This is a genomic window from Nitrospira sp. Nam74, from assembly GCF_965152615.1.
This window is the reverse complement of sequence record NZ_OZ224220.1, coordinates 4,896,723-4,921,873: the sequence shown is the minus strand read 5'-3', so window position 1 is coordinate 4,921,873 and position 25,151 is coordinate 4,896,723. Positions and strand designations below refer to the sequence as shown.

The 25,151-nt window shown below is 54.0% G+C and carries 28 protein-coding genes; 6 read left to right on the top strand and 22 right to left on the bottom strand.

Going from position 1 to position 25,151, the window contains the following annotated elements:
- Positions 1–726: 726 nt before the first annotated feature.
- Positions 727–1,377 carry a YkgJ family cysteine cluster protein gene (locus tag ACWHYZ_RS23190; RefSeq protein WP_447985035.1) on the bottom strand — a complete coding sequence of 217 codons (651 nt, stop codon included), beginning with the start codon at positions 1,375–1,377 and terminating at the stop codon, positions 727–729.
- A gap of 517 nt (positions 1,378–1,894) precedes the next feature.
- Between ACWHYZ_RS23190 and ACWHYZ_RS23185 the strand changes: the two genes are divergently transcribed.
- From ACWHYZ_RS23185 to ACWHYZ_RS23175, 3 genes are all read left to right on the top strand, one after another.
- A complete protein-coding gene (locus ACWHYZ_RS23185) occupies positions 1,895–2,155 on the top strand; it encodes a hypothetical protein (RefSeq protein WP_447987646.1) in 261 nt (86 codons plus the stop codon).
- Positions 2,052–2,381 (top strand): Pycsar system effector family protein, encoded by a 330-nt coding sequence (locus ACWHYZ_RS23180; protein WP_447985034.1) that lies wholly within the window; start codon positions 2,052–2,054, stop codon positions 2,379–2,381. The genes ACWHYZ_RS23185 and ACWHYZ_RS23180 overlap by 104 nt, the downstream gene beginning before the upstream one ends.
- Positions 2,382–2,610: 229 nt before the next feature.
- Complete coding sequence (locus tag ACWHYZ_RS23175) at positions 2,611–3,180, top strand: adenylate/guanylate cyclase domain-containing protein (RefSeq protein WP_447985033.1); 570 nt, start codon at positions 2,611–2,613, stop codon at positions 3,178–3,180.
- Positions 3,181–3,192: 12 nt separating this feature from the next.
- Here the strand turns inward: ACWHYZ_RS23175 and ACWHYZ_RS23170 are convergent, their stop codons facing one another.
- From ACWHYZ_RS23170 to ACWHYZ_RS23125, 10 genes are all read right to left on the bottom strand, one after another.
- Entirely contained in the window at positions 3,193–3,792 is a 600-nt protein-coding gene (locus tag ACWHYZ_RS23170) for an AAA family ATPase (RefSeq protein ID WP_447985032.1), read from the bottom strand.
- A 117-nt stretch (positions 3,793–3,909) separates the two neighbouring features.
- Positions 3,910–4,131 (bottom strand): hypothetical protein, encoded by a 222-nt coding sequence (locus ACWHYZ_RS23165; protein ID WP_447985031.1) that lies wholly within the window; start codon positions 4,129–4,131, stop codon positions 3,910–3,912.
- Between the two features lie 31 nt (positions 4,132–4,162).
- Positions 4,163–4,684, bottom strand: a complete 522-nt coding sequence (locus ACWHYZ_RS23160) for a hypothetical protein (RefSeq protein ID WP_447985030.1) — start codon at positions 4,682–4,684, stop codon at positions 4,163–4,165.
- Positions 4,685–4,877: 193 nt separating this feature from the next.
- Positions 4,878–5,189, bottom strand: coding sequence for a hypothetical protein (locus ACWHYZ_RS23155; protein ID WP_447985029.1), 312 nt, complete (start codon positions 5,187–5,189; stop codon positions 4,878–4,880).
- Positions 5,190–5,379: 190 nt separating this feature from the next.
- A complete protein-coding gene (locus tag ACWHYZ_RS23150; RefSeq protein WP_447985028.1) occupies positions 5,380–5,676 on the bottom strand; it encodes a hypothetical protein in 297 nt (98 codons plus the stop codon).
- Positions 5,677–5,878: 202 nt separating this feature from the next.
- Positions 5,879–7,312, bottom strand: a complete 1,434-nt coding sequence (locus tag ACWHYZ_RS23145; protein ID WP_447985027.1) for a DUF3987 domain-containing protein — start codon at positions 7,310–7,312, stop codon at positions 5,879–5,881.
- Positions 7,309–7,890, bottom strand: coding sequence for a CHC2 zinc finger domain-containing protein (locus ACWHYZ_RS23140; RefSeq protein WP_447985026.1), 582 nt, complete (start codon positions 7,888–7,890; stop codon positions 7,309–7,311). Before ACWHYZ_RS23140 ends, ACWHYZ_RS23145 begins: the two co-directional genes overlap by 4 nt.
- On the bottom strand, positions 7,887–8,096 hold the full coding sequence (locus tag ACWHYZ_RS23135; protein WP_447985025.1) for a hypothetical protein: 210 nt from the start codon (positions 8,094–8,096) through the stop codon (positions 7,887–7,889). The genes ACWHYZ_RS23140 and ACWHYZ_RS23135 overlap by 4 nt, the downstream gene beginning before the upstream one ends.
- Before the next feature lie 123 nt (positions 8,097–8,219).
- Positions 8,220–8,810: a hypothetical protein gene (locus ACWHYZ_RS23130; RefSeq protein WP_447985024.1), complete on the bottom strand. Its 591-nt coding sequence runs from the start codon at positions 8,808–8,810 to the stop codon at positions 8,220–8,222.
- Positions 8,811–9,252: 442 nt separating this feature from the next.
- On the bottom strand, positions 9,253–9,627 hold the full coding sequence (locus ACWHYZ_RS23125; RefSeq protein WP_447985023.1) for a response regulator: 375 nt from the start codon (positions 9,625–9,627) through the stop codon (positions 9,253–9,255).
- 172 nt (positions 9,628–9,799) lie between these two features.
- Between ACWHYZ_RS23125 and ACWHYZ_RS23120 the strand changes: the two genes are divergently transcribed.
- Entirely contained in the window at positions 9,800–10,441 is a 642-nt protein-coding gene (locus ACWHYZ_RS23120; RefSeq protein ID WP_447985022.1) for a hypothetical protein, read from the top strand.
- A 329-nt stretch (positions 10,442–10,770) separates the two neighbouring features.
- Here the strand turns inward: ACWHYZ_RS23120 and ACWHYZ_RS23115 are convergent, their stop codons facing one another.
- The 3 genes from ACWHYZ_RS23115 to ACWHYZ_RS23105 form a co-directional block, all read right to left on the bottom strand.
- Positions 10,771–11,214: a response regulator gene (locus ACWHYZ_RS23115; protein ID WP_447985021.1), complete on the bottom strand. Its 444-nt coding sequence runs from the start codon at positions 11,212–11,214 to the stop codon at positions 10,771–10,773.
- Between the two features lie 226 nt (positions 11,215–11,440).
- A complete protein-coding gene (locus ACWHYZ_RS23110) occupies positions 11,441–12,385 on the bottom strand; it encodes a sensor histidine kinase (RefSeq protein ID WP_447987632.1) in 945 nt (314 codons plus the stop codon).
- Positions 12,386–12,879: 494 nt separating this feature from the next.
- Positions 12,880–13,563: a response regulator gene (locus ACWHYZ_RS23105; RefSeq protein ID WP_447985020.1), complete on the bottom strand. Its 684-nt coding sequence runs from the start codon at positions 13,561–13,563 to the stop codon at positions 12,880–12,882.
- A gap of 1,047 nt (positions 13,564–14,610) precedes the next feature.
- Here ACWHYZ_RS23105 and ACWHYZ_RS23100 point away from each other — a divergent pair.
- Positions 14,611–15,291 (top strand): polysaccharide biosynthesis/export family protein, encoded by a 681-nt coding sequence (locus ACWHYZ_RS23100; protein WP_447985019.1) that lies wholly within the window; start codon positions 14,611–14,613, stop codon positions 15,289–15,291.
- A 171-nt stretch (positions 15,292–15,462) separates the two neighbouring features.
- Here the strand turns inward: ACWHYZ_RS23100 and ACWHYZ_RS23095 are convergent, their stop codons facing one another.
- Positions 15,463–15,678 carry a transposase gene (locus ACWHYZ_RS23095; protein WP_447985018.1) on the bottom strand — a complete coding sequence of 72 codons (216 nt, stop codon included), beginning with the start codon at positions 15,676–15,678 and terminating at the stop codon, positions 15,463–15,465.
- A gap of 135 nt (positions 15,679–15,813) precedes the next feature.
- On the opposite strand from ACWHYZ_RS23095, the gene ACWHYZ_RS23090 reads away from it, so the two are divergent.
- Positions 15,814–15,981, top strand: a complete 168-nt coding sequence (locus ACWHYZ_RS23090; RefSeq protein ID WP_447985017.1) for a hypothetical protein — start codon at positions 15,814–15,816, stop codon at positions 15,979–15,981.
- Between the two features lie 332 nt (positions 15,982–16,313).
- Here the strand turns inward: ACWHYZ_RS23090 and ACWHYZ_RS23085 are convergent, their stop codons facing one another.
- The 7 genes from ACWHYZ_RS23085 to ACWHYZ_RS23055 all read right to left on the bottom strand — a co-directional run bounded on the left by ACWHYZ_RS23085 (position 16,314) and on the right by ACWHYZ_RS23055 (position 25,125).
- The gene (locus tag ACWHYZ_RS23085) at positions 16,314–17,042 is read right to left on the bottom strand and encodes an MBL fold metallo-hydrolase (RefSeq protein WP_447985016.1); all 729 of its coding nucleotides are present in this window, start codon (positions 17,040–17,042) and stop codon (positions 16,314–16,316) included.
- 490 nt (positions 17,043–17,532) lie between these two features.
- On the bottom strand, positions 17,533–17,754 hold the full coding sequence (locus ACWHYZ_RS23080; protein ID WP_447985015.1) for a hypothetical protein: 222 nt from the start codon (positions 17,752–17,754) through the stop codon (positions 17,533–17,535).
- A gap of 720 nt (positions 17,755–18,474) precedes the next feature.
- Positions 18,475–19,053: a tetratricopeptide repeat protein gene (locus ACWHYZ_RS23075; protein ID WP_447985014.1), complete on the bottom strand. Its 579-nt coding sequence runs from the start codon at positions 19,051–19,053 to the stop codon at positions 18,475–18,477.
- 41 nt (positions 19,054–19,094) lie between these two features.
- The gene (locus ACWHYZ_RS23070) at positions 19,095–19,709 is read right to left on the bottom strand and encodes a hypothetical protein (protein WP_447985013.1); all 615 of its coding nucleotides are present in this window, start codon (positions 19,707–19,709) and stop codon (positions 19,095–19,097) included.
- An 814-nt stretch (positions 19,710–20,523) separates the two neighbouring features.
- Entirely contained in the window at positions 20,524–21,162 is a 639-nt protein-coding gene (locus tag ACWHYZ_RS23065) for a hypothetical protein (protein ID WP_447985012.1), read from the bottom strand.
- A gap of 397 nt (positions 21,163–21,559) precedes the next feature.
- Positions 21,560–22,783 (bottom strand): glycosyltransferase, encoded by a 1,224-nt coding sequence (locus ACWHYZ_RS23060; RefSeq protein WP_447985011.1) that lies wholly within the window; start codon positions 22,781–22,783, stop codon positions 21,560–21,562.
- Positions 22,780–25,125: a DUF6519 domain-containing protein gene (locus ACWHYZ_RS23055; RefSeq protein ID WP_447985010.1), complete on the bottom strand. Its 2,346-nt coding sequence runs from the start codon at positions 25,123–25,125 to the stop codon at positions 22,780–22,782. Before ACWHYZ_RS23055 ends, ACWHYZ_RS23060 begins: the two co-directional genes overlap by 4 nt.
- Positions 25,126–25,151 lie beyond the last annotated feature (26 nt).

Here is a 25,151-nt window from a genome sequence, read left to right as displayed (position 1 = left end):
CGCACTATTCGGCCGATCTCCTTTTCAGCTTCGCAATGCCGATCTCATAGACGAAACTCCTCTACCGGAACGTTTTTTAGTGACCACTATTGAAAGCTCTATCGAGCCTCTTACCGCATGCAGCTTTCACATACCCCAGGCAGCAATTTGGGGCTTTCAAATCAGTTAGTTTTGCAGCTATTGCCAAGTGGGCCGCAAACCAATCGACTCCTACTCTTGTTGGTATCGAGGCCAACGTACCAAAATTGGACCATCCAGGTGTTTTAGTTCAATGAATGGTGGAGGGCACGCGAAGAAGAGTTTTTAGGGTCTAAAGCAGTTCATGCCTTTCGAGATGTGCTTCGAGTACATCTCAACAGCGACGTGGACGACGTACGAGGCTATGAGAAAGAAGAATCCAACCGGTCCCTTAGCCATTTCCTACAGGCGAGGAAAACGAATGGTCACTCCATGTCGCTACGATTTTATTTACGGTTTAGCATCACTTCGCCGTTCATGCCGTCGATTACCCTTATGGGGAGTCTATTTCCTGCGGTAGCGACCATTCGATGGTATTGCCCGTCTTTCGCAGGCGGAAATGCGTGAGAATCGGGAATGCCCAGATGGCTGCGTTGTTGGACATACCAAGTAGTCAATCGAGGTGGCAAACCTATATGTTCGCATTTCTATCCAATCTGCATGCAGAACGAAGCGACTTCTCGCGGGCACACCGCTCAGCTGATGGTATTAGACCCTTTCTTTCAATAAGACCTCCGGCATCGAACCCACCGAGAACTCGTTGTATGCAGCCATCGTAATAAGTTCCAGCTCTGATAATATCAATGGCGTAGAAGTGGAGCCAGGCTTGCATAGATTCGGTTCACTGATGACAACATGTTTTCGGCAGGCCAGGGGCCGTTTCTCATAGACGAGGCATGTTCCCTCCTGACTGAGAAAAACACAGCGGCGATCGGCTGGGGCAAGTTTCTGCCATGTTGCCGTTGTGGCCCCCACTTGCCGGCGGAGACGGTCATAATCAATATCGATGTTTTGCTCAGCGGCAACACTGAGCAACAGTTTCCCTTCGATGGGCATGATGCCGACATAGATCTCACAACAATACGAACACCCTTTTCGGCACCGAATCAGTGCCATCTGGTCTGGCCTCTGGACTTTGTCTATCTCATACTCATGCTCACAGAGTTCATGAAGAGCATCAGCCTGCTTTAGCGGGGCGTCGGCATGATCTGTCGCCAGTGCCCGAACTTGATTCACATAAAAATTGAACGCCTTTGCCATGTCTACACGCTGGTCACCGGTCCATTGTTCCCACAGCGCACGGAAGTTTTCGGTCATAATAAGTGTCAGCTCATAGATGTTTGGTGGGTACTGCTCCATAATCATTTTCTAGTAAATGTGATACCGAGGGTCGGTCAAGGACGTGCTCAACATAGACTTCTCCGCTGGCAACATCAATCAAGCGTTGTACCCAAGCAGTAAGTACCTACCCATTCTACGAGGCTGCCCGGTAACATCCAGTATGAATGGTTCTAGACCTGGATTCCGAATAGATCCCGCCAGGTATTTCAGAGGTCATGAACAAATCGTGAGGACAAGGTTTTGGTCCTCTCGTGATCATTTGAAGGTTTTGCAGCTGATATGAGCGACAGGCCAAAACAAACGTCAGGTCAGTGGAAAAGTGAGGTTTTAGTCCCCTCAACAATCCCCCGCCCAGGAAGGACCCTGACCACCACTTCACCACCATCGCCCAACCAGGACGGAACTTATTGCCTTTGACAGGCTGGATAGGGTGTCCGGTGACAGCGGGGTAAACAACGCTATTGGAATCGCCTTGCATTGCCACACCCCCAATGTCATAGTTTTAGGGATAATGACTTAGTAGTGACGAAGGTATATGAGCGCACCCTCTGACGGTTCTGACGAGCATAATGAAAGACCTCCGGCAGGTTTCGGGCTAGCAGTGAACAGTTATCTGAATCATTACGTCAATGTTGCGGATGCAAAGGCTGCTGGAATAATCACGGGCAATTTCGCGCTAATTGGCTTCCTAATTGCGCAATGGCCTCAAGCGCTTATTCCATTGGCATTCCACTGGATGGCATTCGGCATGGCGGTGTTTTCCGGTATTACCCGGCTGGCTCGTTCTGTATCCTAGGACGTTAACAGGGGGAACCGGGTCAATCTTCTGGGAAGATATTCAGGCGAAGGCCAGTTCTTCTCAATATTATGATCAACTACGCTCGCTTGATAAGGCCGCTGTTGAAAGAGAGTATGCGAGCCAAAATTATTACGCTAGCAAGGTACTTCACGCAAAATACGAGAAGGTCCGTCTCTCAATGGGAGCATTTTATCTGTCTTGTCGTGGGTTAGAACATGCCTAGATGGAATACACAATATTATGATTCTCTCAGGGAGCGATTCTCTCTGATAACAAAAGAGCTTCCAAATCGTCTTGATGATGTAATAAACGCGCGCGTTGCTCCCTCTATTGACGACATTGCTATAGGATCGGGAAAACAGACTCGAGCGGCTGTTTTGTTTTTCGACATAAGATCGTTCAGTACGAGAACTGGCTCCGAGGACCTTGCCGAGCTAAACAAGACCCTTCACATGTTGGATTGCGTCATTCCCATGGTAATGCACGTTATTTACGACTTCGGAGGGTATGTAGAGAAGAATACCGGCGATGGTGTTATGGGGATACTAACAGGCAAAGATGATGAAACTTCCCTTCCCGCCCTTGAAATAGCACTCACCGTTTTCTATCTGCTCAATAAATTAATAAATCCATATCTCCTCTCGCACGGGATACCCGGTGTAGACGCGCGAATTGGAATCGATGTCGGTCGCCTTTTACTTGCTCGTATAGGTACACCGAAAGGCTCAGCAAAACAGGATCGTAATTTTCTTACGGCAATTGGTCCAACTGCTAATATTGCATGTCATCTACAGCAAATGGCAGAAACGAATCAAATCTGGGTGGGAGACATCGTCAAAACAAATTCTCCATCAGCGTGGCAAGATTGGTTCATCGATGTCACACCGCAAAATGACTGGGGGTGGAATTACACCGCAACTGGCAACACGTATCGTGTCTGGCATTTCCATGCGCATAGACCTGACGTGGAAATGCCATCACGACCCAGCCTGTTAAGTTCGCTTTTTATTCCGAAGTCTTAGGCGCGGCGCAGTCTAGTCCTCAGCTTCGTCGAAAAGCGAGGACTCGTGGTTGTCTCGTCTCGCCGTCTTCTTTTTTTTTGTCATCGTAGGCCATAGCCTTTCAGCCTCATTTTGATAGGGGTTACTCTGTGGTTCAGGGCTCAGCTGGCAGCCCACTGCGAACCACTCTTGCCAGGAGCGGCCCATGCGGGCTCCACGTGAGGTGTGCTTGTCCAGTGCATAGTCAGGAATTTCAAGTCTCCAACCCTCCTGCAATCGCCGTTGATTTACCACGCATTGAAAATGGTCGGCCTCTCTGGATTTCTGGGATCGGCACAAGTACAGAATTGCGTTCGCGAGAGCTAGTCGCATGCTGCCGTCTCGTCCCGCCCTCGCGAAGTCTTCGAATTGGGTCTTGAGCGTCTGGATCAGGATGATCGCTGTGGGATTCCCCAAGCCAATGTCTTCGTTGACGATGACTTGCAAGCGCGTCCACAGAGCCTTGCCGTATTTTTCGTACAACTCCAAGGCCCAGAACATTGCCTCGACTTCGTGGCCTCGACGGATGTCTTTCTGTAGTGCAGAAATGACTTCGCCGAATTGATACCCATTCTCCGTCTTGAGTTGGTACATGTGTCCGCCTCCCAACTAAGTGCCGTGATCATCCCTCATGAGGGTCGTTCATCACGACTTTGGCGCAGGAAGCAGCGTCAGTGGAAGCACTTGAACGAATAGTGTTTTCTCGCAGGGCTATGGGTGGCCGGCATACGAGGCCCACGCACTTTTCGCCTCATTCGTCCCTCTGCGCGCCTGAATGGCCCCGATATACGCCAGGAATGTACTTTCCTGACCATCAAAATCTTGTCGTAGTTTTCGGCCGGCGGCGCTCGGGCTCCGCCATAAGCTTTTCGCGGTTTCAGGTGTCGTCAATGTCCTGAGCAGTTCAGCTTCATCGGGATCTCGGTACTGCATACGTCCTCCTTGGTTAGTGTGAGAGACCTCCTTAACGTGTCGCGTTTCCAGGATCGAGGAATGGCGTTGTATCGTGGAACGATTTGAAGGCCACGAGGCACCACCCGGGCTTCTCTTCCTCACGGGACCGGATCTCTCCGATCATGAGTGCGTGCTCCGTGCGTTCGATCGAGAATTTGTTGATGTCCGTTACGTATACTGGATCTCCCAACTTTGCATTTTCGAGCCCATCGACGAGTAAACGGACAGTGCCACGACTGTACACCAGGATCTTCTCCGGGCTAATCGCCGCCAAGTAAAATCCTGCGAATTCCTGCGGCACGTTGTAAGTCCGAATGTGGCGCACTCGGCCGTCCTCGCACACGCCTACGGCCGCACCTGGGCACAATATTTTGTCTGGTCCGGGGCCGGTCATTTGTCGCTGGGTCGTGGACCCCCACAATCGCCGAATGCCAGGGTTCGACGCGCGCACTGCCAGTTCGTAAGACCCCATGCCGGGGATCGGAGAGAAGTTACTCACAAGCGTTTCACGGGGGTCATAGGTGTCGATCATGAGTTCTCCTTTTGGTTTGTGGTAGGTGCGGATTGTCCATCGGCGGCAAGCAGTCACATAACCCCTTCCCGAGGGGTGCAAAGCGTCTTGCGCAGATGACAAGCGCCAGTGTGTTGTTAGTCATCGCTCGTTCTTAGGTCCTCGTCCGTCTGGCCGCCGTTCACTGGGATACTCTTCACTCATGCTTCGAAGCTCATTGATTGGACATAAATTCAGGCAAGGCATCGCGTAGTGCTTGTTTCCATAGATTCTCGTCATAGCTGACGAGAACGTAGTATTCTGCTTGCACTTTTGTAGTTTCGACCAATAGAGCTTTGGCGTTGGATTGCGCTATCACTCCTATGGTCAACATGTCGTCAGTCCACAGTTGGCCCATCTTGAGATCAACTCCTTCATCATTGCCTTCATGTGGTTGCCCGAACAGGCCCAGGGCTAAGGCAACCTGCACCTTCGCTAGGTGCTCAAGTTGGGCGATGAATGTTCGGTCTGATAGCGTCAATCGCATATGTCCTCCTTTCGGTGACCATTTTGGCGTTCATGTGGTGCTTCGTTTCTGTTTCCGCGGCGTCATCGGCTTTCCCTTCCATGTGGGCGAGGTGGCCAGGTGGTGAAGCCCCGCCACTTCGCGGTCTGCTCAGCCGCTACGGAGCCGAATCCGCGCGGGGGAGCGGACACATTGTTCTGACGACGACGGCTCATCGTTCAGCGTCTCCCAAGGGCGCCAGCAGATCTGCGCGAAAGAGACCGCCAGGGACAGCGACCCAGATGGTTCCCGCATCCTCGATGACCGTCTCGACCGTTGCTTGTTGGATGCCTTTTATCGACGTCCATTGCACGGGGCTACCCAGCACTAGCCTTGAAACTTTTTTCGCCAGCTTGGCGGTCTGCTGAAAGCCGAGCCAGTCGCCTTCGTTGTAGCGAGCTTCACAGGCGTCAATAGCGCACATTAGGGGCTTGAATCGAATATCGTCCGCCGGAATTCCGTCCGCCAATGCTGCAATCTCACGTAAAGCTATGAGCCATCGCTCTGCCGTCGGCGGAGCGGCCCTTTACAGTTCGATCTGCCGCAGCCGTTCAAGGTAACTCATCGCCACACCTTTCTGGACGTTGCGAAAAAAGAGAACAAAGCGAAACAAGCCATCAGTTCCCCGCCATGAGTTGCGAATTATGCGAAACAAGCGAAGAAAGAGCGTGTTAATTCTCTTCTTTCGCTTGCTTCGCACCCAGTCGCCACACCGTTCGGGGTCGGCCACCGGTGCCAACTTCCACACAGTGGATCAATCCGGCGGCCGTCAGACTGGCTTTGACCCGGTCCAGCCGTGCAGCGCTCTCGTGACGAGCGAATAGACCGGAGATAGCAGAGTTATCCAGACTGCCCTTCTCCCGTACCGCCCGAAGGATCGTATCCGCAATCGGATCGCCGAGGGCTTGGCCAAAAATGTGACGCGTGGAAGCTTCGGCGTAATCCCATAATGCGAGTGCTGCCACGAGATGGGCGCGATCAATGCACGCCTGCCCATCAAGTGCCGCATAGAGTCCCGCAATACGCATCACGTGCGCCTCGCCACGTGCCAGTAGGGTCCCGGCCAATCCAGGTTGGTCTGCCGAGAGGGAACTATAGGTGGATTGCCAGACATCACGGGCAGCGGCCGTCATGCCGATCTCCGTCAAGATTTTCGCCGATTCAATGGCCGCGGCTAGACGGGCGGTCAGTTTCGTCAGCTCTGCCTCTGGGGGGCTGAGCGGGAACGGCAATTCCTTGGACCGTTTTACGAGGAGCCAGAGGAAGCGATTTGCGAAGCCGTTCGATTTTTCGGTGTCATCTAAGTGTCGAAGTAGTTCGTCTTTTGTCACATGGCCAACAATGCCGATGTGCGGGGCCGTCGCGCGGATGCGTTCATTCTTCGTCATCGGAGCCAAGTCGCTGCCGTCCCAGGCGTCACGAATGATGCCGCTCAAAGAATTGCCGGTCCGGCCCATCACTTTGAGTACAGCGCCAAACTCGGACTGCACCAAGAACAGACGTTTGTCCTCGATCCCTAGATCGACGCAGATTCGTTGCATTTCGCCAGTCGGCTTTCCGTGCAGTTTGACGGGTTCCTCGCGGAACTGTGGATCCCGCACCGCGTACACTAAGCCCTCGCCTGAGCTGAGCGTTCCTTTATAGAGGCCCCGGGTCCAAGATGGATCGGCACGCTGAATGACCGGCTGCGTTCGTTTGTCGGCCGTGCCTTTGCGGCTCTTAGATGAGAGTCCGCACAGCACGACCCAGATCCGCAAGGAATGTCGGCAGCCGTCCAGCACTAGGTGCGGCTGGGGTCCGATGAGCGTGCCCAACTCACCTAGGAGGGACGCCAGCAGGGCGATGGGGTCCGCTTCTGTGCAAGGCGCTAAGGTTCGCACGATGTCGCCGCATACACCATGTAAGGCGGCCGCATCCAGCGTCGGCCATGCCTCACCGGCCGCCACGGAAGGCGCCGCAGCGACTGCCTCTGGTGTCCGCTGCCCCTTGTGCGAGGGATCGCCTCTTTCCCCGGCAAGGATGGCTAACGCGGCCTGCGTCCGCGCGAGCGTGGTCTGAAATGCGATGCGCTGGTGCTCCAATTGAATGCCGGGGTCCGCGCTCATAGGATGTCCCTTTCTAGAATGAGATGGGCCACGGCCACGTTATCGATGATCTCGTCGAGGTCAGACTCACTCCATGCGAAAATAGACATGTCCCGAGCGACCCGGATGAGCCGATCCGCCTCGCGCAGCTCATCCATGGAGCAATCGATCGCGGTGCGAATCTCAGCGGTGTAACGTCGCTCCTCATCACGACGCCGTGCGGCGAGCTTCCGGGCACCAATCGCCGCCTGCATATCCGACGATGGAGTAGGTACGATTCCAAGTCCCGCATACCGGGCCAGTATCTCGACCGCCTGAGGGAAGCAGACGCCATCACGTTGCATCACGAAACTAAACAGGTCACCGCCCACACCACAGCCAAAGCAGTGGAAAAGCCTGCGGTTGAGATCGATGTGGAGGGATGGGCGATGGTCTTCGTGAAAGATGCAATGTGCGACGGCCTTCGTTGGCCCCGTGACGCGATATCCAAGGAGGGACTCTTTGAAAAAGGCGTCCGCGTTGATGCCCCTCAACACAGCTCCTTTGTCAACGCGGAATTGGCGTCTTGTTTTTTGTGCGTCGGCGGCGACGGTTGTCATGATCGCCTTCCTTCGAGTGCATCGTCCGGCCTCGGCCTGGCGGTGACGGCCTCCTTCTCCATGTAAGCGAGTAGTTCTTCGGGGTTGTAGCGTACCGCTCGCCCGCATCGGTATTCCCGAATCTTGCCCTCCCAACCAAGCCGTCTGATTGTGAAATGCGAGAGATCCTTATCTTTGGCTAGCTTCACGGCACTTTGTAGCTTCACTGTGACCTCCCTATGCAGGCATATCTTGCATAGGCCGAGAGTAGCCGAGCGTAGCTTATGATTCTTGGACAACTTCCCGAGGAAAGTATCCAAGATTGGGGTGCTGATAGGGAACGAAGAGCGTTACTTCGCGGCGGATAGGAGCTTTTGGATATAGGTCGGTGCGGAATTGTGCAGATGCGCTAAGATTCGCAGCATAACATCGAGGTCAGTCACCCACGTTGTTACGGCATCTTCATTCAATGGTTCAAGAGTCCTGGAATAGTTGCAGCCGCAGGGAAAGCCATCTAGCAATTTGACAATATCTTTCCAATATTGTTTGACCCAATCCCACCGTTTGTTCGCACTAGTTGGAAAGGGATATTCGCTAAGGAAATGCGCTAACAATTTACGTTGCATATTCAAGCTGCCGAGATAATGGGTACTTTTTCGCGGGACTGGTGCGGATGCGATCGCCTTTAGCGTCTCAGTATAGAACCTTTGTTTATCGATTAGACGTGGGTCCCGTTCAGCGCCTGCTAAGTACTGGCCTAGGCCTTCCAGGAACTTCGCTTCTCCTTCATCGCGTGTCCGTGTTCTTGTCAGCATCGCGGTAATAATTTGCCGCAGGAGCAGGGCATCATGCGGCAACTTGTCCTCGGCGGCAGCGGCTAGGCAAGCCCAAGTTTCCAGCTCTTCTAAAGGTAATTGTGGCTTGTCAGGGCGGCGCGGCATGCTTTTCTATTTGTAATGGGTGACCCCTTTGGTGACCACCTCCGGCGCAATTCTGGTCAACTCGACGCAATACGAACCGCCGGCGACTTGGCTACGCTGTGGTGCCCAAGCCGTTGATTTTGTGATACCATGCCATTCCAGTAAACGTCAGTCAATATTCTCGTATGCCGGTACGAACTGTTCCCATTTCTTTTCGAAACCCGTCACTCACCCCAACATTCTTACTACATATCGATATATCAATTGGTCTCACCGAGCACCTTATTGAGGTGCCGGCGAAAGTCCTCGCCCTGTGAATCTTAATCAGCGGGCCGTTTACTCCAATTTAAGCTGCCGTCGTTTTCGGGGGATACGTCATGATCATTCCTGTGATCACGACATGCTGATTCTCAAGAATAGCGCCACAGGGCCAAAAGTACAGGAACTCGTATTATAAAACTCACTACGGCGACGTGCGCTGCAGGGCTGCTTGAATCTTTGCGATGACGACATCGGGGAAGGCCGGCTTGGGGAGAAACGCATAGGCGCCTGCTTGGGACGCTTCGTTCTCAACGCTTTCTGTTAGATTTGCGGTCATCACAATGACGGGTGTCTCTGCGACATCGGTTCTGAACTGTCGTAAAAGCGCCAGCCCTTCAATACCAGACATGTGAACATCGAGCAAGATCAGTTGATACGGCGAAGTCCGGAGCAACGCAAGCGCCGCCTCTCCAGTCGCAACCGTATCAACAATAGTGTCCGGAAGACGACTACTGATAAGAGCAGGCAAGACGGCCAACGTAACAGGATCGTCATCGATAATTAGAACGCGATTCAAGTCGCCTCCGTCATCAACACCTAAGGAGTTTACCCACTACCAGCCACGGGCATCCTCGGGATATCTTATGCCGATGCTCGACCATGCCTATCTCATCCATTCCACTTATGGCCCACAAGTACAACCCTTTCGACTCGCGCTGTCCCAAAATCAAGTTTGGCGGTTTCTCGACATGCCGGATGCCCTCATTCTTGAACTCTTCTTGATTGAGTATTGCTCACTTGGCGTGGCAATGACAGAACCAGTGGAGGGCTGGATTAGGCGCGCCGGAGAACGATGTCAGGAACTGGGCTTTGCCGAAGTTGGAGCATTTCTCGTATCCCATGCCAACCAAGAGAAAGATCATCATTTAGCTTTCGTAGATGACACGCGATGGCTAGTTGATCAGTGGAATACCAAGCATGATCGGCAACTTAATGCAGACGAACTCCTAAGCCAACCCCTTACGGATGGAGTTCTGAACTATCGCGCGTTGCACGAGGCGACTATTTCAGGTGACGCTCCTTATGGCCAACTCGCTATCGAGTTTGAAATTCAGCGGCTCTCCATCACGTATGGTGCTGCTGCGATGACAAAAATTGCTAAAGTGCTCGGCCCCGACGCGATCAAAGGTCTTCGATTTCTTGAGAATCGTGTCAAAGAAGCAAGCTGGCATACCTCCATGATTGAGTACCAACTCAATCAACTGCTTCATGACATACCGATTGCTCTTTCTGTCTTCACAGGGACCGCTAGGATGGCGCTAAAGACGTATGGTGAGTACCTCGGCGATTGCTTAGACCTCGCGTTTGATCAAGCGATAACGAATCATTAATCTAAGACAAGCTTTTCATCTCACCATGCACTATAAGCCTAGCAATTGGTGCCTTTGCATGATGCACGCTCTTTCCAATGGCCCACAATACAAGGGAATGTGTAGTACTTGCATCGGCGATATTTAGGTGAGGAGAAGGAGCAGGGAAACGGACATGGATTCTCGAGCTACTTCCTTAAAGACTGGCCTGCTGCCGATGTGGTCGACACCCGCTTAAGCCCCGCGTGAACAGTTGGCATTCCATTGAGCCTAGCGTCGACATGGAGTCCTCAGGGGCAGGGCGGGGTTGGGCGCTCCGATAAGCCCGTAACAGAAGGACGGTGAAGCGATCAATCAACTAGTGGCTGGTTCAATTCCAGCCAATATTTTGCGATTGTCTTCGCGGTCTCGATGAATGCATCGAAATTGACTGGCTTGACAATATAGCTGCTAATTCCCAATTGATAGGATTGGTAGATGTCCCGTGCTTCACGGGACGACGTTAGCACTACGACTGGAACATGGCGTACAGCCGGGTTCGCGCGAATCTGGCGCAAGACATAGTGCCCGTCGACCAGAGGCAACTTTAAGTCCAAGAGAATCAGCTTCGGAAGCGTAGGCTCATCCCGGTTGGCGTACGCGCCGGTACGGTGAACAAAGTCGAGCGCCTCTGCCCCGTCGCGCACGATGTGAATATGTTTCGTTCGACTGTATTTCTGAAATGCATGCACTGTCAGTTCAGCATCGGAGGCATTGTCCTCGATCAGCAGAATATCAATTGGTCCTCTCGTCATCTCGCTTGTCTCCTTGTAACATGAAGTAGAAGTCGCGCCCTTGTGGACTTCTGCTTCCACTCAGATTTTCCTACCATGTCCTGAAATAATTCGATGCACAATGGTAAGTCCGACTCCTGTGCCCCCATAGAGGAGGCCGTGCAAAAGCAAGAGCCACTGACGGGTGAGTCCCTTGCGGGGAACATCGATTAAAGGGGTTTAGCTTTCTTTGCCTCTTACCTCAAAATTATACTCTGTGGCTGGTGCTGGGAAGGCGTATGGTAAAAGTTGTCCCTTTGCCCAATTCACTAGTCAGCGTGATGTCTCCATTGTGCGCCCCGACAATTTCTTTGACGATGGCCAGGCCAAGCCCCACCCCGCCTGATTCCCGGGATCTGGCATTATCTACCCGGTAAAACCGTTCGAAGATGTGTGGAAGGTGTTCTGAGTCGACTCCTTCACCCGTATCCGAAACTTCGATGATCGTGCTGTCGCGGTCGGATCTCAAGCGCACGGCGATCGTGCCGCCTGGCGAGGTATGGCGAAGGGCATTATCGAGCAGATTGAAAAAGACACGCTGAAGTTGCTCCCTGTTGGCGAAAACCGACAGAGCGGGCTCGGCGTCTAGCGTGAGCGTGATCTCGCGGTCTTGTGCCAGGAGCATAAGTTCATCAATAAGTTCTTGCAATAGTGGTTGGATCGGGACGGACTGCTGCATCGATGCGAACGCGTCTTGGCCCGCGAGCCTGGCTAGCGTGATCAACGAACGGCACAGGTTGATCAATCGTTCGACGGCTCCAAGATTACTGATCAGGGTATCTCGATATTCACTGGCCTTCCGATTTTTTCGGAACGCTACTTCAAGATTGCCCTTTAAGGCCGTCAAAGGAGTTTGAATCTCATGCGCGGCATCGGCCACGAACCGCCGCTGGCCGTCGACGACTTTCTGGATCCGGTCCATCATCGTATTGAAGGCCTGTGCGAGACGTCTAAATTCATCATATGGCGCATCGAGACTGAGGCGTGTGCCAAGCGAAGAGGGTTCGGAAATCTTCTGCGCCGTCTCGCTCAAAACTTCGACAGGGGTCAGGGCCTGCCGTGCCAGCCAATTACTCCCCCACCAAGCGAGCAGAAGAACAAGCACCGAGGCGCCGGCCAAGAGAGCGGCTAAGCCGTTCCACGCCTTTTCCATGAGCCGAAGCGGTGTTTCGGCTTGGAGAATGTATCGCACATGGCCTTCCTGCCGCATGGGGACCCAGACCCGACGGACCGAGACGCCCGCCGGGTCCCGAACCGTTTCGAATACCTTGTCGCCGCTCATGACTTTCTGCAAATGGGCTGGATCCGCTAATGGAGGCGTCGCGACGGCCGCTCCTTTCCAAAAGACGGTTCCATCCGATGACAAAATCTGTATGGATAGTGCGGCTTCGCGCAGCTCAATCTGCTCGCCCTTGTTCGGGACGGCGGAGCGTACTTCTGCCTCTTGCCCCTTTTGGGACGCCTCAAGCAGCATGCCGAGGTTTCGTCCCGCGATATCAGCCCAACTCTCGGCCATAGCCTGGAGCCGTGAATCGACGTATTTATGGAGAATTCCTACAAAACCCGAATAGACCGCCACATCCAAGGTGACCAAGAGAAGCGCGATGAGGCCGAGGGAGGAATGTTGAATGCGACGCCGAAATGAGCTCACAGTTTCCCTGGCGGTGTCTCCAGGACATACCCGACGCCACGCACGGTTTTAATCAGCGACACGGAAAACGGCCGATTGATTTTTGCGCGAAGGGCGCGAATGTGAACGTCGACAATGTTCGTCATCGAATCGTACCGAATATCCCATACGTGCTCGATGATCGCCGTGCGGGTCAGCACGCGATCTACATTTCGCAGCAGATACTCCAGGAGCGCATATTCCTTGACCGTCAATATGATTTCCGTTCCACTCCTCCAGACGCGATGGGCAGCGGGGTCGAGTTCCAAATCCGCGAGTTTCAGCCGCCCCGAGCCCGGGACCGTCGCCCGGCGGAGCAGGGCTCGTATGCGGGCTAATAATTCAGCGAACGCAAACGGCTTCGTCAGATAGTCATCGGCTCCACAGTCAAGACCACAAACCTTGTCCTCAGTCGAGTCACGGACCGTCAGAAGCAGGACCGGCGCTGTGTGACCTTTGTCCCGCAGGATCCGACACACGCTTAAGCCATCTTTGCGGGGTAGCATGACGTCCAAGATAATCAAATCGTACGCGGCATGCTGTGCAAGCGCGATCGCCGCTTCTCCATCGGTTGCGATATCAACGGCATAGCGTTCTTCCTGTAGGCCCTTCTCAAGGAATCGCGCGACGCTGGCGTCGTCTTCCACAATGAGGAGTCGCATTACGCTGTGGTACACCCTTCTCGTTACTGAATGACTGACATAGAAAGCGCCTACATAACTATCATGAACACGGATCGATTCGGAACGCTTGAGTGGATGCTCAGCAAATCTTCATCTTCGGTTAACCGTCGCTTCATAGATCGCCGGTATGATGGTGGCCGTGGTAGGGCCTGGTTCCCCATTCATCCTTAAACGAGCGCGCGACCGAGCCAAAGGAGGCTCCCATGCGACACCCTGATCGAGGCAGACTCGATGGAACACGCTGCAGGTCTGGACCGATTTGGTCATTGAATCCGGGAACACGGACTCGACAGAGGGGCAAAGTAACATGGGCCCATCATACGCGATCACAAGGGACACGAGCGGATTGCCGCAAGACAGGCCTAATGGTGACGGAGCAGCGTTCAACAGCATCCGATGCCGTGCCTTCGTGGACCACCCAAGACACTGAACTTGTCCTGGCTACAGCCACGCTGATCATATCGCAGTATTTCTACGAGAGCCCGGGATGGGATGGCCCCAAAACAGTGGCGGCCCTTCGGGACATGATCTCGCGATTCAGTTTGTTCAAGCACACCCTATGCCGGAATGATTAAGAGCCACAATCTTACAGATCCTGAGCTGGTTGATCGTGGTGACCGGTATGGCGATGTTCCTCGCATTCTGCCCACAATGCCCTTCATGACACGGACCGGTTCTGTGCAAGAAATTGTCTCGGGATCTCTCCTCAACCTCACGATCCAGAAGGATGATGAGGTCCGTTGGTCAACAAACGGGATGGGACGATGTAAATCATCTTTCTCGATTCCCTCATAGGAAAAGTGAACTGTAAGCGTGGATTTGGCCTGCTCGATCATCGTCAATGCCACTACGCGTCGATACCAGGAGAGTGCCAGCTTGTGTTTTGCGCAACCTCGCTCCTTGCACTATACGATGCGGCTTTGACCGAGCCATGCCGACAGGATGGCTGAATGCCGCACGCGGCATCGTGGTGGAAGACCATGCAGGCGAGTTGAGTAACCCTGGGGACAGAGAAAAGGCAGATGCATGCTAAAGAAAAGAGCGATCTGCACCGTGCCGAGTCTCGTTGTGCTCATCATGTTCATGGTCTCGATACTTTTTCTTAACGTCAATGCGGAGGACCTCAATGTGGCGACTGTTTCGACCGACACTCCACGCCGGCTCAACGGCACGGAGAAGGAGTCTCTCGTTGTCACGTCAAAATATTACATCGGTCCCGAAGATGTCTTAGACATTAATGTGTGGCGAAACAAGGATCTCTCGAAGATCGTCATGGTGCGCCCAGACGGGAGAATCTCGCTCCCACTCATTGGCGACGTACAGGCGAGCGGGCTTTCGCCAGCGGAGGTCACCGCCGATATCAACAGACGGCTGAAAATGTTCGTTGAGAGTCCCGCTGTGTCGGTCATGGTGAAGGAGGTTAACAGTTATAGCATTTTCGTTATGGGCCAGGTGGCGAATCCCAGCCGTTATTTTCTGAAGAGTAAGACTACACTGCTTCAGGCCATTACATTGGCAGGCGGATTTACAACGGAGGCCGATAGAACCCGAATCGCGATCCTCCGTTGGCAAGATCCGAGGACCGAGGTCAGATTGACGGCCAATTATTTGGACATTGTCCTCAAAGACGGCGTCGGTGAGAATGTGATTCTCCGGCCAGGGGACACCATTGTCGTCCCTTCAGAAACCATGCTCCTTATCAAGTAATGAAGCGGCGTTTTCAGCATCTTCGACCTGCTTCACCAATGCCGCAGGCTTCCAATGCAATCAGGCTTTGGTCGAATAGAACACTCCCGTGACAGGGGTGGACCGACTACTACATCGGACGTCACGAGTCCTTCTGATGCGACTTTGCCGCCATACGATGGTGCCGCCCCACTAGTCAAACACACGAGTAGCTTCCTGTTTCAGATCGTTCCAAGATGTGAAGATTTCTCGGGCGAGGACGTCGCGCTTAATCTTGGTGATCCAGAATTCGACCTGGTTCAGGCAGGGGTAATAGGCCGGCGTGAAGTGCAACTGCACAGTCGGATGGTCGCTGAGAAATCTCTGCACCTGTTTGGTCTTGTGCGTCGAGAGATTATCGAGGATCACATAGATGGCTTACTTGCGCGGCTGAGGTTACACGTCACTAGTCTGTTCTCGGACCCACCATACGTCTCCCAGTACCGGTGACGGGTGGGAGAATGGTTACTCGGTAGTCTTAAGCCTACGGCAAAAGAAGGCTATATGAGATTGTCCTCCATGATCCAATCGTTCTGCCCTCCCACCTTGACTGCGGCACGCACCTGTATCGGTACCCTTCGAGAGCCTCTGCTCAACCCGGTGGACGTGGTCGGGACGGCGGCTCGCTTCACACACCTGCCGCTGTTCATCGTCGATATACACATGCGTTGACTTCAGTGAGACCTCCAAACCACAGTAGTACATGCCACCTCCTTACGGTGAGTGGTTTGCAATCTCGTCACAACAGACCATATCGCACCTCGTCCGGGGATTGGCACCCTTCATAGCTTCTTTTTGACATGACCTCTTTATACTGCTGATTAGCTATAGAACTACGAATTCCTATGAGCGACCACCATGAAGCGTCTTGAAATGGCCAGCCCGCATGATAGAACAGCTACAACGCATAGCCGGCGGTACTCTTGTGAGTTCTTTGGGGATCAAGACTGGAGGTCAGAAGGTCAAAATCAACTCCTAGTGGAGCCGGCTGGTTGGGCGATATTTCATGCAGATAGGGAATCAGCGAGCGCCCACAGCAGTTTTGCTCCGTCACCATGCCATGCACTGCCATGCATGCACGCAAGTGTTGCTGGGTTTGTCGAGGCTAGGCGCTCTAGCATCACGCGCGCGTTCTTCGTGTGTGAGAAATAATCCATCTTGTGGCGGAAGGCCTCACTCGGTCCAAGAATATCCGACTCCGTGATGGGCGGAAGATCAGCGCCTCCCTGCGTGAATAGGTCGCCACAGAGCAAGGTAGAGGTTCGTTCTTCCATCAGAAAGCCACATTCCCATGCATGAGGCAGATGCGGCGTGTCGAACCAACGCACGGCGTGACTGCCCAGAGGGAACAACTCTTCATTGGCAAGCGCACGGGGCGCCCGATCAGCAAGGTCGCCGATCGATACGGTGGCAGCGACAGTGCCGCATAGTGGTATGGAGTTTGGAGCCACTCCAAGCCATTCATTGAGCGAGCCGCACTCGTCGGCTTCAACATGGGAAAATGCAATATAGCGCAGTCTCTCAACCGGTAAAACGCTTGCCACTGCTTCGCGGACGAGTGGAAACATCTTTCGGGGGCCGGTGTGGAAGAGCAATGATTCCTCATCGAGGATCAGGTATTGGTTGAACGAGAACCCGCCTACCCCTTCGATCACGATCGGCGTGTTAATGCGATAGATTCCCTCAGCAATTTCGTGCACATTCGTCCGGGACTGCCTATTCGTAACGGTCATTAGAATCTCCTTGCCATAGGTTGAACGCTATTGGCATTCAGGTGTGTGCCTCCAAATTAAAGTAATTCATTGTCAGACATGATTTCTTTTTCAACCTCCGGACGATAGAGGAAAAGCCCTGAAAAATCCAGCGTCACTGAACTTCAAATCAGCCGGCTTTTGACCCATGCCTTATTGGGAATATTCCATCTACCAACTTCTTGGCAGCCATTCCATCCGTCTCACAAGAAGGGACCAATTATTGGGGCGTCATCCTTTCTTAGTCACTCGATGAGAAAGATCGTGCGCCACTTCGCACTGTTCTGGCGGGAATGCGTATGCGCATGTAGCCACCGGCAGTCAGAGATCCTGAACCTACAGCCGGGAGCAAGAGGACCTCTGTAAAGCTTCCAACTTACTCCAGCCCACGTGCGGATTTCACGGTGAGCCTTAGGTAAAGTAGGCTCCTGTGAGCTGGAATAGACCTGATAAGGGTGGAGGAAACGCTTTCCTAAACGGTGGCGTCTGAATTGAGGATCAAATCGAGGCGAGCCAATTCCGGGTGGGTCAGCAGAAAAGTTCGGAAACCCTTTGCGTACTCACCCCCATTTTCATCGTCATCGTCTTCATTGATTTCAATGACTTTGCTTTTGCGGTGAAGTTGTCTCACTGGTCCGTTGGTTGCTGCCGGGTTGCGGGTTGCTTCGTAAGGCACGCTCTCCCGGCACTCCATCGACTCTATCCGTTGCGTGTGTCTTCCCATCAGGCATGAGACGAACTGCGCTCAGCATGAGAGTTGGAAGGTTTTGTTGAAGTTGTTGATCGCGAATGGCCGCACACCGGTACTATACGTATGCCGATGAGCCCTGCAAGCTTGCGCACCCCTTCTAGGCTAGATAGTTAAACGTAGTAGTAGCTGCGATAGACACGTTAGCTGAAATCACCTAGCATGCTTTCATCCTATTGGCTGTCCTTGCGTCTGAACGCTAGTCGATGTACCGCAGAATGGAGGTTGCCCATCCAATGTATGTAAAATCTTTAGCTATTGATATAGCTACGCGATGTAGCTGCTTTCTCTGTACTGTGCTGCAGACTGAACGTGTGGATGTGTCCAGTCAGTCTTCTGTTTTACCGCGGTTTGATATCTTCACGATAGAGACTTGCGAACCGACGGTTGCTTCGGTTGATAAAACATAAGACACTGTTCGATCGCGCGCGCCTTTTCCATCTGATGGATGGGCGCACTCCATGGATCATCCTCGAACTCGACTTCGTTCACTCAAAGCTGTCGTCAGATGTTGCCCATCGACTTCCGACGTCCACCTGCCCGGCGCCGATATAGGACGTGCTCCTCCGGGTACTGTGGCCGCTCTATGATGCGCTCGTTATGGTCACGGACCATCGAAGCCGCGAGTCTACTCTACTGGTGTCGTGCCATCGCCTTGGGGAAACCTCACCGTGACTTCTTCGGTTCGTGTTCTCTGGCCAATCGTTGAGCCTCCGCGATCTGCGATGGTGACAGCTGTGTGGCCAGGAGATCTTGTTCATATGTGGCGGGTGGAAAGGACTGTCTCGCTGAGAGTATCAGCCACATGTACGCTTTCACCAAATCCCGCGACTGGTATTTTCCGTTCATCGACGCCTCAGCTAGAAAATATTGAGCGACGGCGTCACCTTCTTGAGCTGCTTCGCGTAACCAAAGGTGAGCGGCTTGGCGCTCAAAAGGAATCCCCCGGTTCCGGCGATACATATCCCAGAGATGCCACATCGCCGCCTGATATCCTTGTGCCGCGGCACGTCGATACCACCGAATAGCCTCCGCATAGTCTTGTAGTACTCCTTGGCCTCTCTCGTAGCAAGCAGCCAGCTTGAACTGCGCGCGAGCTTCCCCGTGCTCAGCTAACGCTTGCCAGGATTTCCCTCCAGCGACGCAATCATCCGGCTCAAATATCGTGTTTGCCCCAACCAAGATCAACATGGCTACGACAGCAAGCGTCGGAATTTGCACGTACTGTGATGCTGTTGTATCCACCTCGCACCGCCGTGGCCGCCCGCACATGCAAGTCACGCTTTTTAATGTTTGGTCTTCGCAATGATCCCGACCTGAAAATTCAAACTCGGCCACGGTAGCCCAGGTAAGATGCCACTTACTTTTACAATGTCACACAGCCCCGCAAGTTCGTCGACAACTGTTCGATCATCGAATCCCTTATTGTCACGCCGCTTCACTTGATTCAGCCGTCCCATAGCACAGTACAGAAATTCACGGATAGGGGTGTTTTTAAAATTGTAATCTTCCATGCGCATGATCTTCTTCAACCCTCGCCGAAGAAAAAAAATAACTCCCCGTTCAACGGGAATCGTAAAGAACAGATAGCCTTCCACGACCTCATTGAGCCTTTCAAGGTACGGGCGCAGCAAATGCGGAGGAATGTGTTGGACGGTCTCCATGCAGATGCCGACAGTATAAGGGCGCGGGGGTATGGGTATGTCGGGGGGCTCTAGACAATATTGTAATGAGATGTTTGGCCGATCTTTCCATTTGAGGCGTCCAATATCCAACCCGCCTTCCCAGTTGGCATCGAGGCCAAGATATTCTTCCGGCTCATCATTTAAGAAGGAGAGGGTCTTCGCATCATAACAGCCGAGTTCGATGACTCTTGGTCGCCGAATGTTCAATGTGCTCATACTCTGCCTGAGCCAATAAAACCTCCGTAAATGGATAAAGCGCCTCACTCCTCCTGCAAACAGTCTGTCGTTATAGGGCTTCTTAAATTTTGATTTGTTCGCCATAAGAAGACGTCCCTTTCGCTGGAGAGTGCAGAGAGCGATCCGAATCGACGCAAGCCCTCTCATAGCACGATCTAAATCGGGATCTGCCAGACACGAAGTAATGCAACCGGTTTAAACTTGATAACCTAAGCCATAAGTGTCATAAGGCGATATGGGCCAGACGGAGGCGTACATAGAGTCCCTTGAGGCACGAACCTGCTAGATCGTTGTGGCGAGGCATGCTTATTCTTAATCTTTCCGTGTCGAGTGAACTAACATGTATACGGCGGGAACAAGCGCATGGCGCTATGCGAAACCGCGAAAAGTAGAAATTTCACTTACGGCGGATATTTCCGGTAGGCCTTGGCAAGACACAGGTGGCTTCGGGTTTGAACGCCACGCTCGGCACTGAACTGATTTGAAGCAGACGTGTGAAGTTCAGTTTCCATTCCTCGTGGACCAAGGCGTGGCTCTCACGCGAATGTGAGCCAATCCACCTACAGTGCCGCGGAAACGTGCCCTGTTCCTGGTCCATTGCAGCTTCACTTCAGCGTTTGTGACGCTGAGTTTCGGACAATGTCGAGAGAAGCACAATTCTGGCCTTCAGATGGTTGAAGGCATGGCGTTGCGCTGCGTGGGGCAACGTGGTCGATTTATCATCGTCCCGGTCAGCGTCCCACGACAACAGGAAGGCTCATGTATGATGATTGGGGAGGCGGCGATCGTCGTCTTAGCGTGTCTGCCTCTCGAGCGCGTCTGAGGCGGTGGGTTTAACTCTCTGTGTCAGTTTCTCAGCATAGACGTCGGGGAAGTGTTTAGGCCCGCACTCTGGACACATGCCATGACTAAAGTCGGCCTCGGATCGTGCGGCGATGTACCACTCCAGTTGCTGCCAGTACCCCTTTTTGTCCCGAATTTTCTTACAGTATGAGCAGATGGGTAGGAGACCCCGTAGGATCTTGATATTTCCCTCCGTGTGCTTCCTTAGCAAAGCGAGAAGCGTCATGACAATAATGAGAGTGAGCGCAATGATACGGTTATCATTAGCGACTGGCTGCGGCTCGGCATGAGATTGCAGAGACCCCGCGCCGGTGAGGGTCATGCATACCGTGGCGAGAAGCACGACACGGTATGCCTGCGTTGGGCCGGACCACAAGACTAGAAAGCCAAGGGGAATTAGGTAAAGGCACGCGGCGGCGGTGCCGAGCGGAAGCGATACGTCGGCCGCGAACACGGCCAGAACTAGGAGATACGCCACGTACAACTGGGCCGCCGTGAGTTGTTTCCCCGCAGCAGGCAGCACGTGATGCTGCCAATCAACGATGGGGCGGTCATGCCGGCGGTCGCCTTTACCCGTGTGTCGTAACATTCCGCTCCCTATTTTCCTTATTCTACTGCTTATCATGACCGTCATAGTGCGTAGTATATGAGACTACAAATCTATAGCGGATCTTGGTCTTTTAGTAAACTGTACATATGTACTTATCGAGATTGAAGTTTATCTGATTCACCTCGCCGGTATGGTGTGCCGTGAAACCTAAGATGTGAGATGGTGAGGGCGTTTGGCTTATTGGCGCATTATCCCAACGCACTGCGAGAGGCTTTTGGCGGGAATTTCAGGGGGGTGCCTAGCTCTGTCCTTATAGGGTCAGAGCTTGCCAGCGTGTCATCGCTCCGCATCGTCTTCCCCGTCGGGACGTACTGCTAGAGTGAGACGTGCCGACGGGATGCTTCACTCATGAGCACGGGCCCGTGGACATCGGTCGCTAGGCAACTCGCGCACGTCTCATGTCGACAGCCTCTGCGATAATTGATGCGTACCCGTCCGCTGCGTTCTCAATGGAAAATCGATGCGCGATTTTCTCTCTGGCCCGGAAGCCGAACCCGCTGAACCGAGACGGATCGGCAAGAATCATCAAGGCGGCACGGACGAATCCATCAACGTCCTGTGGATCGAACAGTAATCCATCTTCCCGATGGGTGATAACCTCCGGGATGAAGCAACGGTTTGACGCTAGAATGGGAATCCCTGCGGCCATGGCATCGAATAGCGCCCAGTTGCCCGCTCCCTCAAACGTCGGGAAGACGATCAGGTCCATTGCCTGGAGGTGCTTGATAAATTGATCGCGGGGCATGAACGGTTTAAATATGATCGCCTGTTCGTCCACCCCCTCGGTGTCTAAAACATGCCGCTTGAACGACTTTTCCACCAGGTACGCGGTCTCATTGCCGTAGATCGTCATTTCATCACCCACGACCAAGAACTGAACGTCCTGACGGACCCGTCGAATCTCCTTGGCAACTTTAATGAAGACATCAAATCCACGCATCGCTTCCAGGGTTCGACCTGCAAATCCCACGATCGTCGCCCGATCTGGCAAGTCCAAGTCATGGCGGAGGGCGGTCTTATCAAGCACGTGAAGGGGGATATTGAACCCCTCGGCTTGGATCCGAATCTTGTGTTGTAATTCCTCCGGGAAGAGGTGTTTGGCATGCCGCGACGGAACGAGACAGAGATCCGACTGAAGAACGCTTGCGTGGATCAGTGCGCGCAACGACACATCGATCAGGCTCTCAGGGTATTGAGCCGGGAATTCCTCACGGCAGTAAATAGGGAAGTATCCGGGCAGTTCAACGTAGGCGATCACGGGAATCCGGAGTATCTCGCGAATGAAGAAGATCGTCCCAAAAGACGCATGGCCGACGACGACATCGACGTTGCCCGCGGCATGTAGATGGGATACGGCTTCGACGACGGCCTTGCCGCAACGAACGCCTTCTTCCAGGCACTGACTGTAGTAGTTTCCGGAAAGCGGCGCAGACTCTTCCTGAAAGCCATAGTAGGCAATCGGCGGATCGTCACGGCGAACGGATTCAGTGAACCTGTCCTGGACGAGGCAGGCACACTCCCATCCGTCTCGTTTCCCGAGGGTATGGGCAATTTCCGTAAACTGATTGGGATACGATGGATGAACGAACAGCGCCTTCATGGCTGACTGGACAGTCGCTTCGCTTCATCGATGAGGACCTGTGCCTGCCCCGGCCTTTTCAGGCCCAATGTCGCCGCCACCTCCGTTGAATTCGCGTCGGCCAGCGCTCGCGCATCCCGAATGCCGGCGGCCGCGAGCTTCTTCGCCTGCCCCCTGGTCAGTCCCTTAACGGCCGTGAGCGCATGTTGAGGGCCGGCGCTACCCCGATCGGGCCTCGGCGGAACGATGACGGTGGGGCCAGGGCCACCGGGACCGACCGGCGGACGCACGATCGTGGGGATTGTCACAGTCGGCCTCGTGATGGTGAGCGTCGGCTGCGTCAGCGTCAAGGTCGGAGCCGTAACTGTAATTGTCGGTCGTGTGATCGTTGCGGTCGGCGTGGTGACCGTGGGTGTGGGCTGTTGTGGTTGGGCCACCCAGAACCACATCTCGAAATCACCGCCCCGCCGCCCGTTCCCGCTGGGAAGTCTGATCCCCGTCGCCTGGCCCGCCGGCACTCCGAAGGCTTCGCCGTCCACATATTCCTTCGAATCGTTCCGTCCCCAGATGAAATTGCCTTTTAAGGTAAGACGGGCGAGCACTCGGTCCACCTGGCCGCGGGTTTGGTTTTGAATCGTATTCAGCAAACTTTCGGCCAGCCACTGCTGCACGCTGTTGGGCGCTTGCGTCGACGGCGACCAGAAGATATCGTTGCCGTCGGCATTGACGTTTCCCGCGAGTGTAAGGGTCTGAAAGCCTACAAAGCCTGCGTTGCCGACCTTCCACAGCTCTCGATCAAGGCTACTGATGGGCCATGGCAAGTCCAGCGTCACGAGGCAAACCGGATTGGGCAGTCCCTTTTCGTTGCGCACGCTGTCTTGAAACAACGGCTTGTCGCATGTGATGCGGAGGCCTCTCGCGAGTTCACGTGGATCGACAAACGTATCGTTTTCCAGGGGCTTTCCGCTCAACAGCGTCACCTTCTGAATCTGAATGCCCGGCTCCTCGCCACCGGACGACCGACACAGAATATCGAGAGCCTCTTGCACCGTCTTGGCGCCGCTCAAGTTGTCGCACTTCGCCGGATCGTACGACACGTCCGATGCTGTGATGGCGGTTAGTGGAGGAAAGAGTTCGCGGCAGTCGATCGGCGCGCCGAACGTTTCGCCAGTGAAATCTACTACTGCCAGCATGCAGTAGTGGTGTGCCGTGCCATGCCGCTTCTCAAACACCGGCGCAGGGGGAGTGCCGCCATCCCGTGGCCATTCGACTTTACCCGTGAGCGTTCGTGCGGGAATCAGCCAGTAATCGCCGCTAGCGAATGTGCCTCCGTCGAACTCGATCTGGACGCCCGCCTCCAGCTCAATGGGACTGTTAGCCGCGACCGTCGCCGTACCATCCCATCGGCGCAGCATTGGGTTCGCGCCGACGGCGAAGCTCAGACTGTTTGGGTTCAACACCGTCACGGATGCCCCGGTCACGGTCTTGACCTGAAAAAGAGCGCCCGGTTCTCCTCGAAGCACTCGCTCCTCATCGGTCAATTCGACCCATGTTGCGCCGGCAAAGCCTAAGGCTTCGTCGCGGCCGGGATCCTCGACCACGATGGTGAGAGCGTTGGAATCGACGCCTTTGACTTTCGAGACGATGCTGCCGTTATCGCGCGACCATTTGAACGTGGTTGCATTTTGGAGGACGTCGTGAATCTCGACGCGATAGAGTTGGTTCTCCAGTCGCCGATATCCGCCACCTGCGGGCACGAGGCAGTCATTGCCGGGATCCGCGGATTTCACCTCTTGCGCCCGCAACCTGCCCGTGGGGTCCGCCGGACTGGTAAAGGCGCCGCAACTCTTGCTCTCCACCGGTGCAATCTTGACCTGCCAGACCACCTGGCTTCTCGTGGCGGTATCGGGACCGTTGAGCGCGGATTCCCGCAGGAGGGGAAAGTCATTGCCATACTGGTCCACGGGACTCAGATGTCGCTCCCATACGTCCAGATAAACGGCATAGGGTCCGCTCGCGGTCGGCATCGTAGCGCCCGGGAAATCGATTTGTTGGGTGAAGAGCGTGCCATTGGGATCCTCGTTCTCACACAGGATGCCGTCGACATAGATCCGTCCCGGTGCGATGCGCAGGTCACGGCCATTTTCCTCAACGGCCACTTTGAAGTGGATAAATTCATTCGGTGCATGCTTCGGCGCCCCGCATACACCCACAACGTCGCCGGTCGTCGTACGATCCACGTGCATGCCGATGTCGGCCTGCTCGTTCCAATCGGCATCGAGCAGCACGCGTCCCTGTTGCAGACGCACGCTGCTGTAGTGGTTCGAGGACCGGTAGGTTGAACGACTGAGATCACCTTTCATGGTTGCTCCTGCCTCTACATTTCTAA

Bases quoted from the DNA above. Each gene is read 5' to 3' on its own strand.
- ACWHYZ_RS23090 (WP_447985017.1), top strand. From the start codon at position 15,814: ATGAGATTGTCCTCCATGATCCAATCGTTCTGCCCTCCCACCTTGACT.
- ACWHYZ_RS23115 (WP_447985021.1), bottom strand. From the start codon at position 11,214: ATGACGAGAGGACCAATTGATATTCTGCTGATCGAGGACAATGCCTCC.
- ACWHYZ_RS23145 (WP_447985027.1), bottom strand. From the start codon at position 7,312: ATGAGCGCGGACCCCGGCATTCAATTGGAGCACCAGCGCATCGCATTT.
- ACWHYZ_RS23080 (WP_447985015.1), bottom strand. From the start codon at position 17,754: ATGGAGTGCCGGGAGAGCGTGCCTTACGAAGCAACCCGCAACCCGGCA.
- ACWHYZ_RS23165 (WP_447985031.1), bottom strand. From the start codon at position 4,131: ATGCAGTACCGAGATCCCGATGAAGCTGAACTGCTCAGGACATTGACG.
- ACWHYZ_RS23100 (WP_447985019.1), top strand. From the start codon at position 14,611: ATGCTAAAGAAAAGAGCGATCTGCACCGTGCCGAGTCTCGTTGTGCTC.
- ACWHYZ_RS23070 (WP_447985013.1), bottom strand. From the start codon at position 19,709: ATGAGCACATTGAACATTCGGCGACCAAGAGTCATCGAACTCGGCTGT.
- ACWHYZ_RS23170 (WP_447985032.1), bottom strand. From the start codon at position 3,792: ATGTACCAACTCAAGACGGAGAATGGGTATCAATTCGGCGAAGTCATT.
- ACWHYZ_RS23085 (WP_447985016.1), bottom strand. From the start codon at position 17,042: ATGACCGTTACGAATAGGCAGTCCCGGACGAATGTGCACGAAATTGCT.
- ACWHYZ_RS23065 (WP_447985012.1), bottom strand. From the start codon at position 21,162: ATGTTACGACACACGGGTAAAGGCGACCGCCGGCATGACCGCCCCATC.
- ACWHYZ_RS23120 (WP_447985022.1), top strand. From the start codon at position 9,800: ATGCCGGATGCCCTCATTCTTGAACTCTTCTTGATTGAGTATTGCTCA.
- ACWHYZ_RS23160 (WP_447985030.1), bottom strand. From the start codon at position 4,684: ATGATCGACACCTATGACCCCCGTGAAACGCTTGTGAGTAACTTCTCT.
- ACWHYZ_RS23130 (WP_447985024.1), bottom strand. From the start codon at position 8,810: ATGCCGCGCCGCCCTGACAAGCCACAATTACCTTTAGAAGAGCTGGAA.
- ACWHYZ_RS23190 (WP_447985035.1), bottom strand. From the start codon at position 1,377: ATGGAGCAGTACCCACCAAACATCTATGAGCTGACACTTATTATGACC.
- ACWHYZ_RS23110 (WP_447987632.1), bottom strand. From the start codon at position 12,385: ATGGAAAAGGCGTGGAACGGCTTAGCCGCTCTCTTGGCCGGCGCCTCG.
- ACWHYZ_RS23175 (WP_447985033.1), top strand. From the start codon at position 2,611: ATGTTGGATTGCGTCATTCCCATGGTAATGCACGTTATTTACGACTTC.
- ACWHYZ_RS23105 (WP_447985020.1), bottom strand. From the start codon at position 13,563: ATGCGACTCCTCATTGTGGAAGACGACGCCAGCGTCGCGCGATTCCTT.
- ACWHYZ_RS23060 (WP_447985011.1), bottom strand. From the start codon at position 22,783: ATGAAGGCGCTGTTCGTTCATCCATCGTATCCCAATCAGTTTACGGAA.
- ACWHYZ_RS23140 (WP_447985026.1), bottom strand. From the start codon at position 7,890: ATGACAACCGTCGCCGCCGACGCACAAAAAACAAGACGCCAATTCCGC.
- ACWHYZ_RS23055 (WP_447985010.1), bottom strand. From the start codon at position 25,125: ATGAAAGGTGATCTCAGTCGTTCAACCTACCGGTCCTCGAACCACTAC.
- ACWHYZ_RS23155 (WP_447985029.1), bottom strand. From the start codon at position 5,189: ATGCGATTGACGCTATCAGACCGAACATTCATCGCCCAACTTGAGCAC.
- ACWHYZ_RS23185 (WP_447987646.1), top strand. From the start codon at position 1,895: ATGAGCGCACCCTCTGACGGTTCTGACGAGCATAATGAAAGACCTCCG.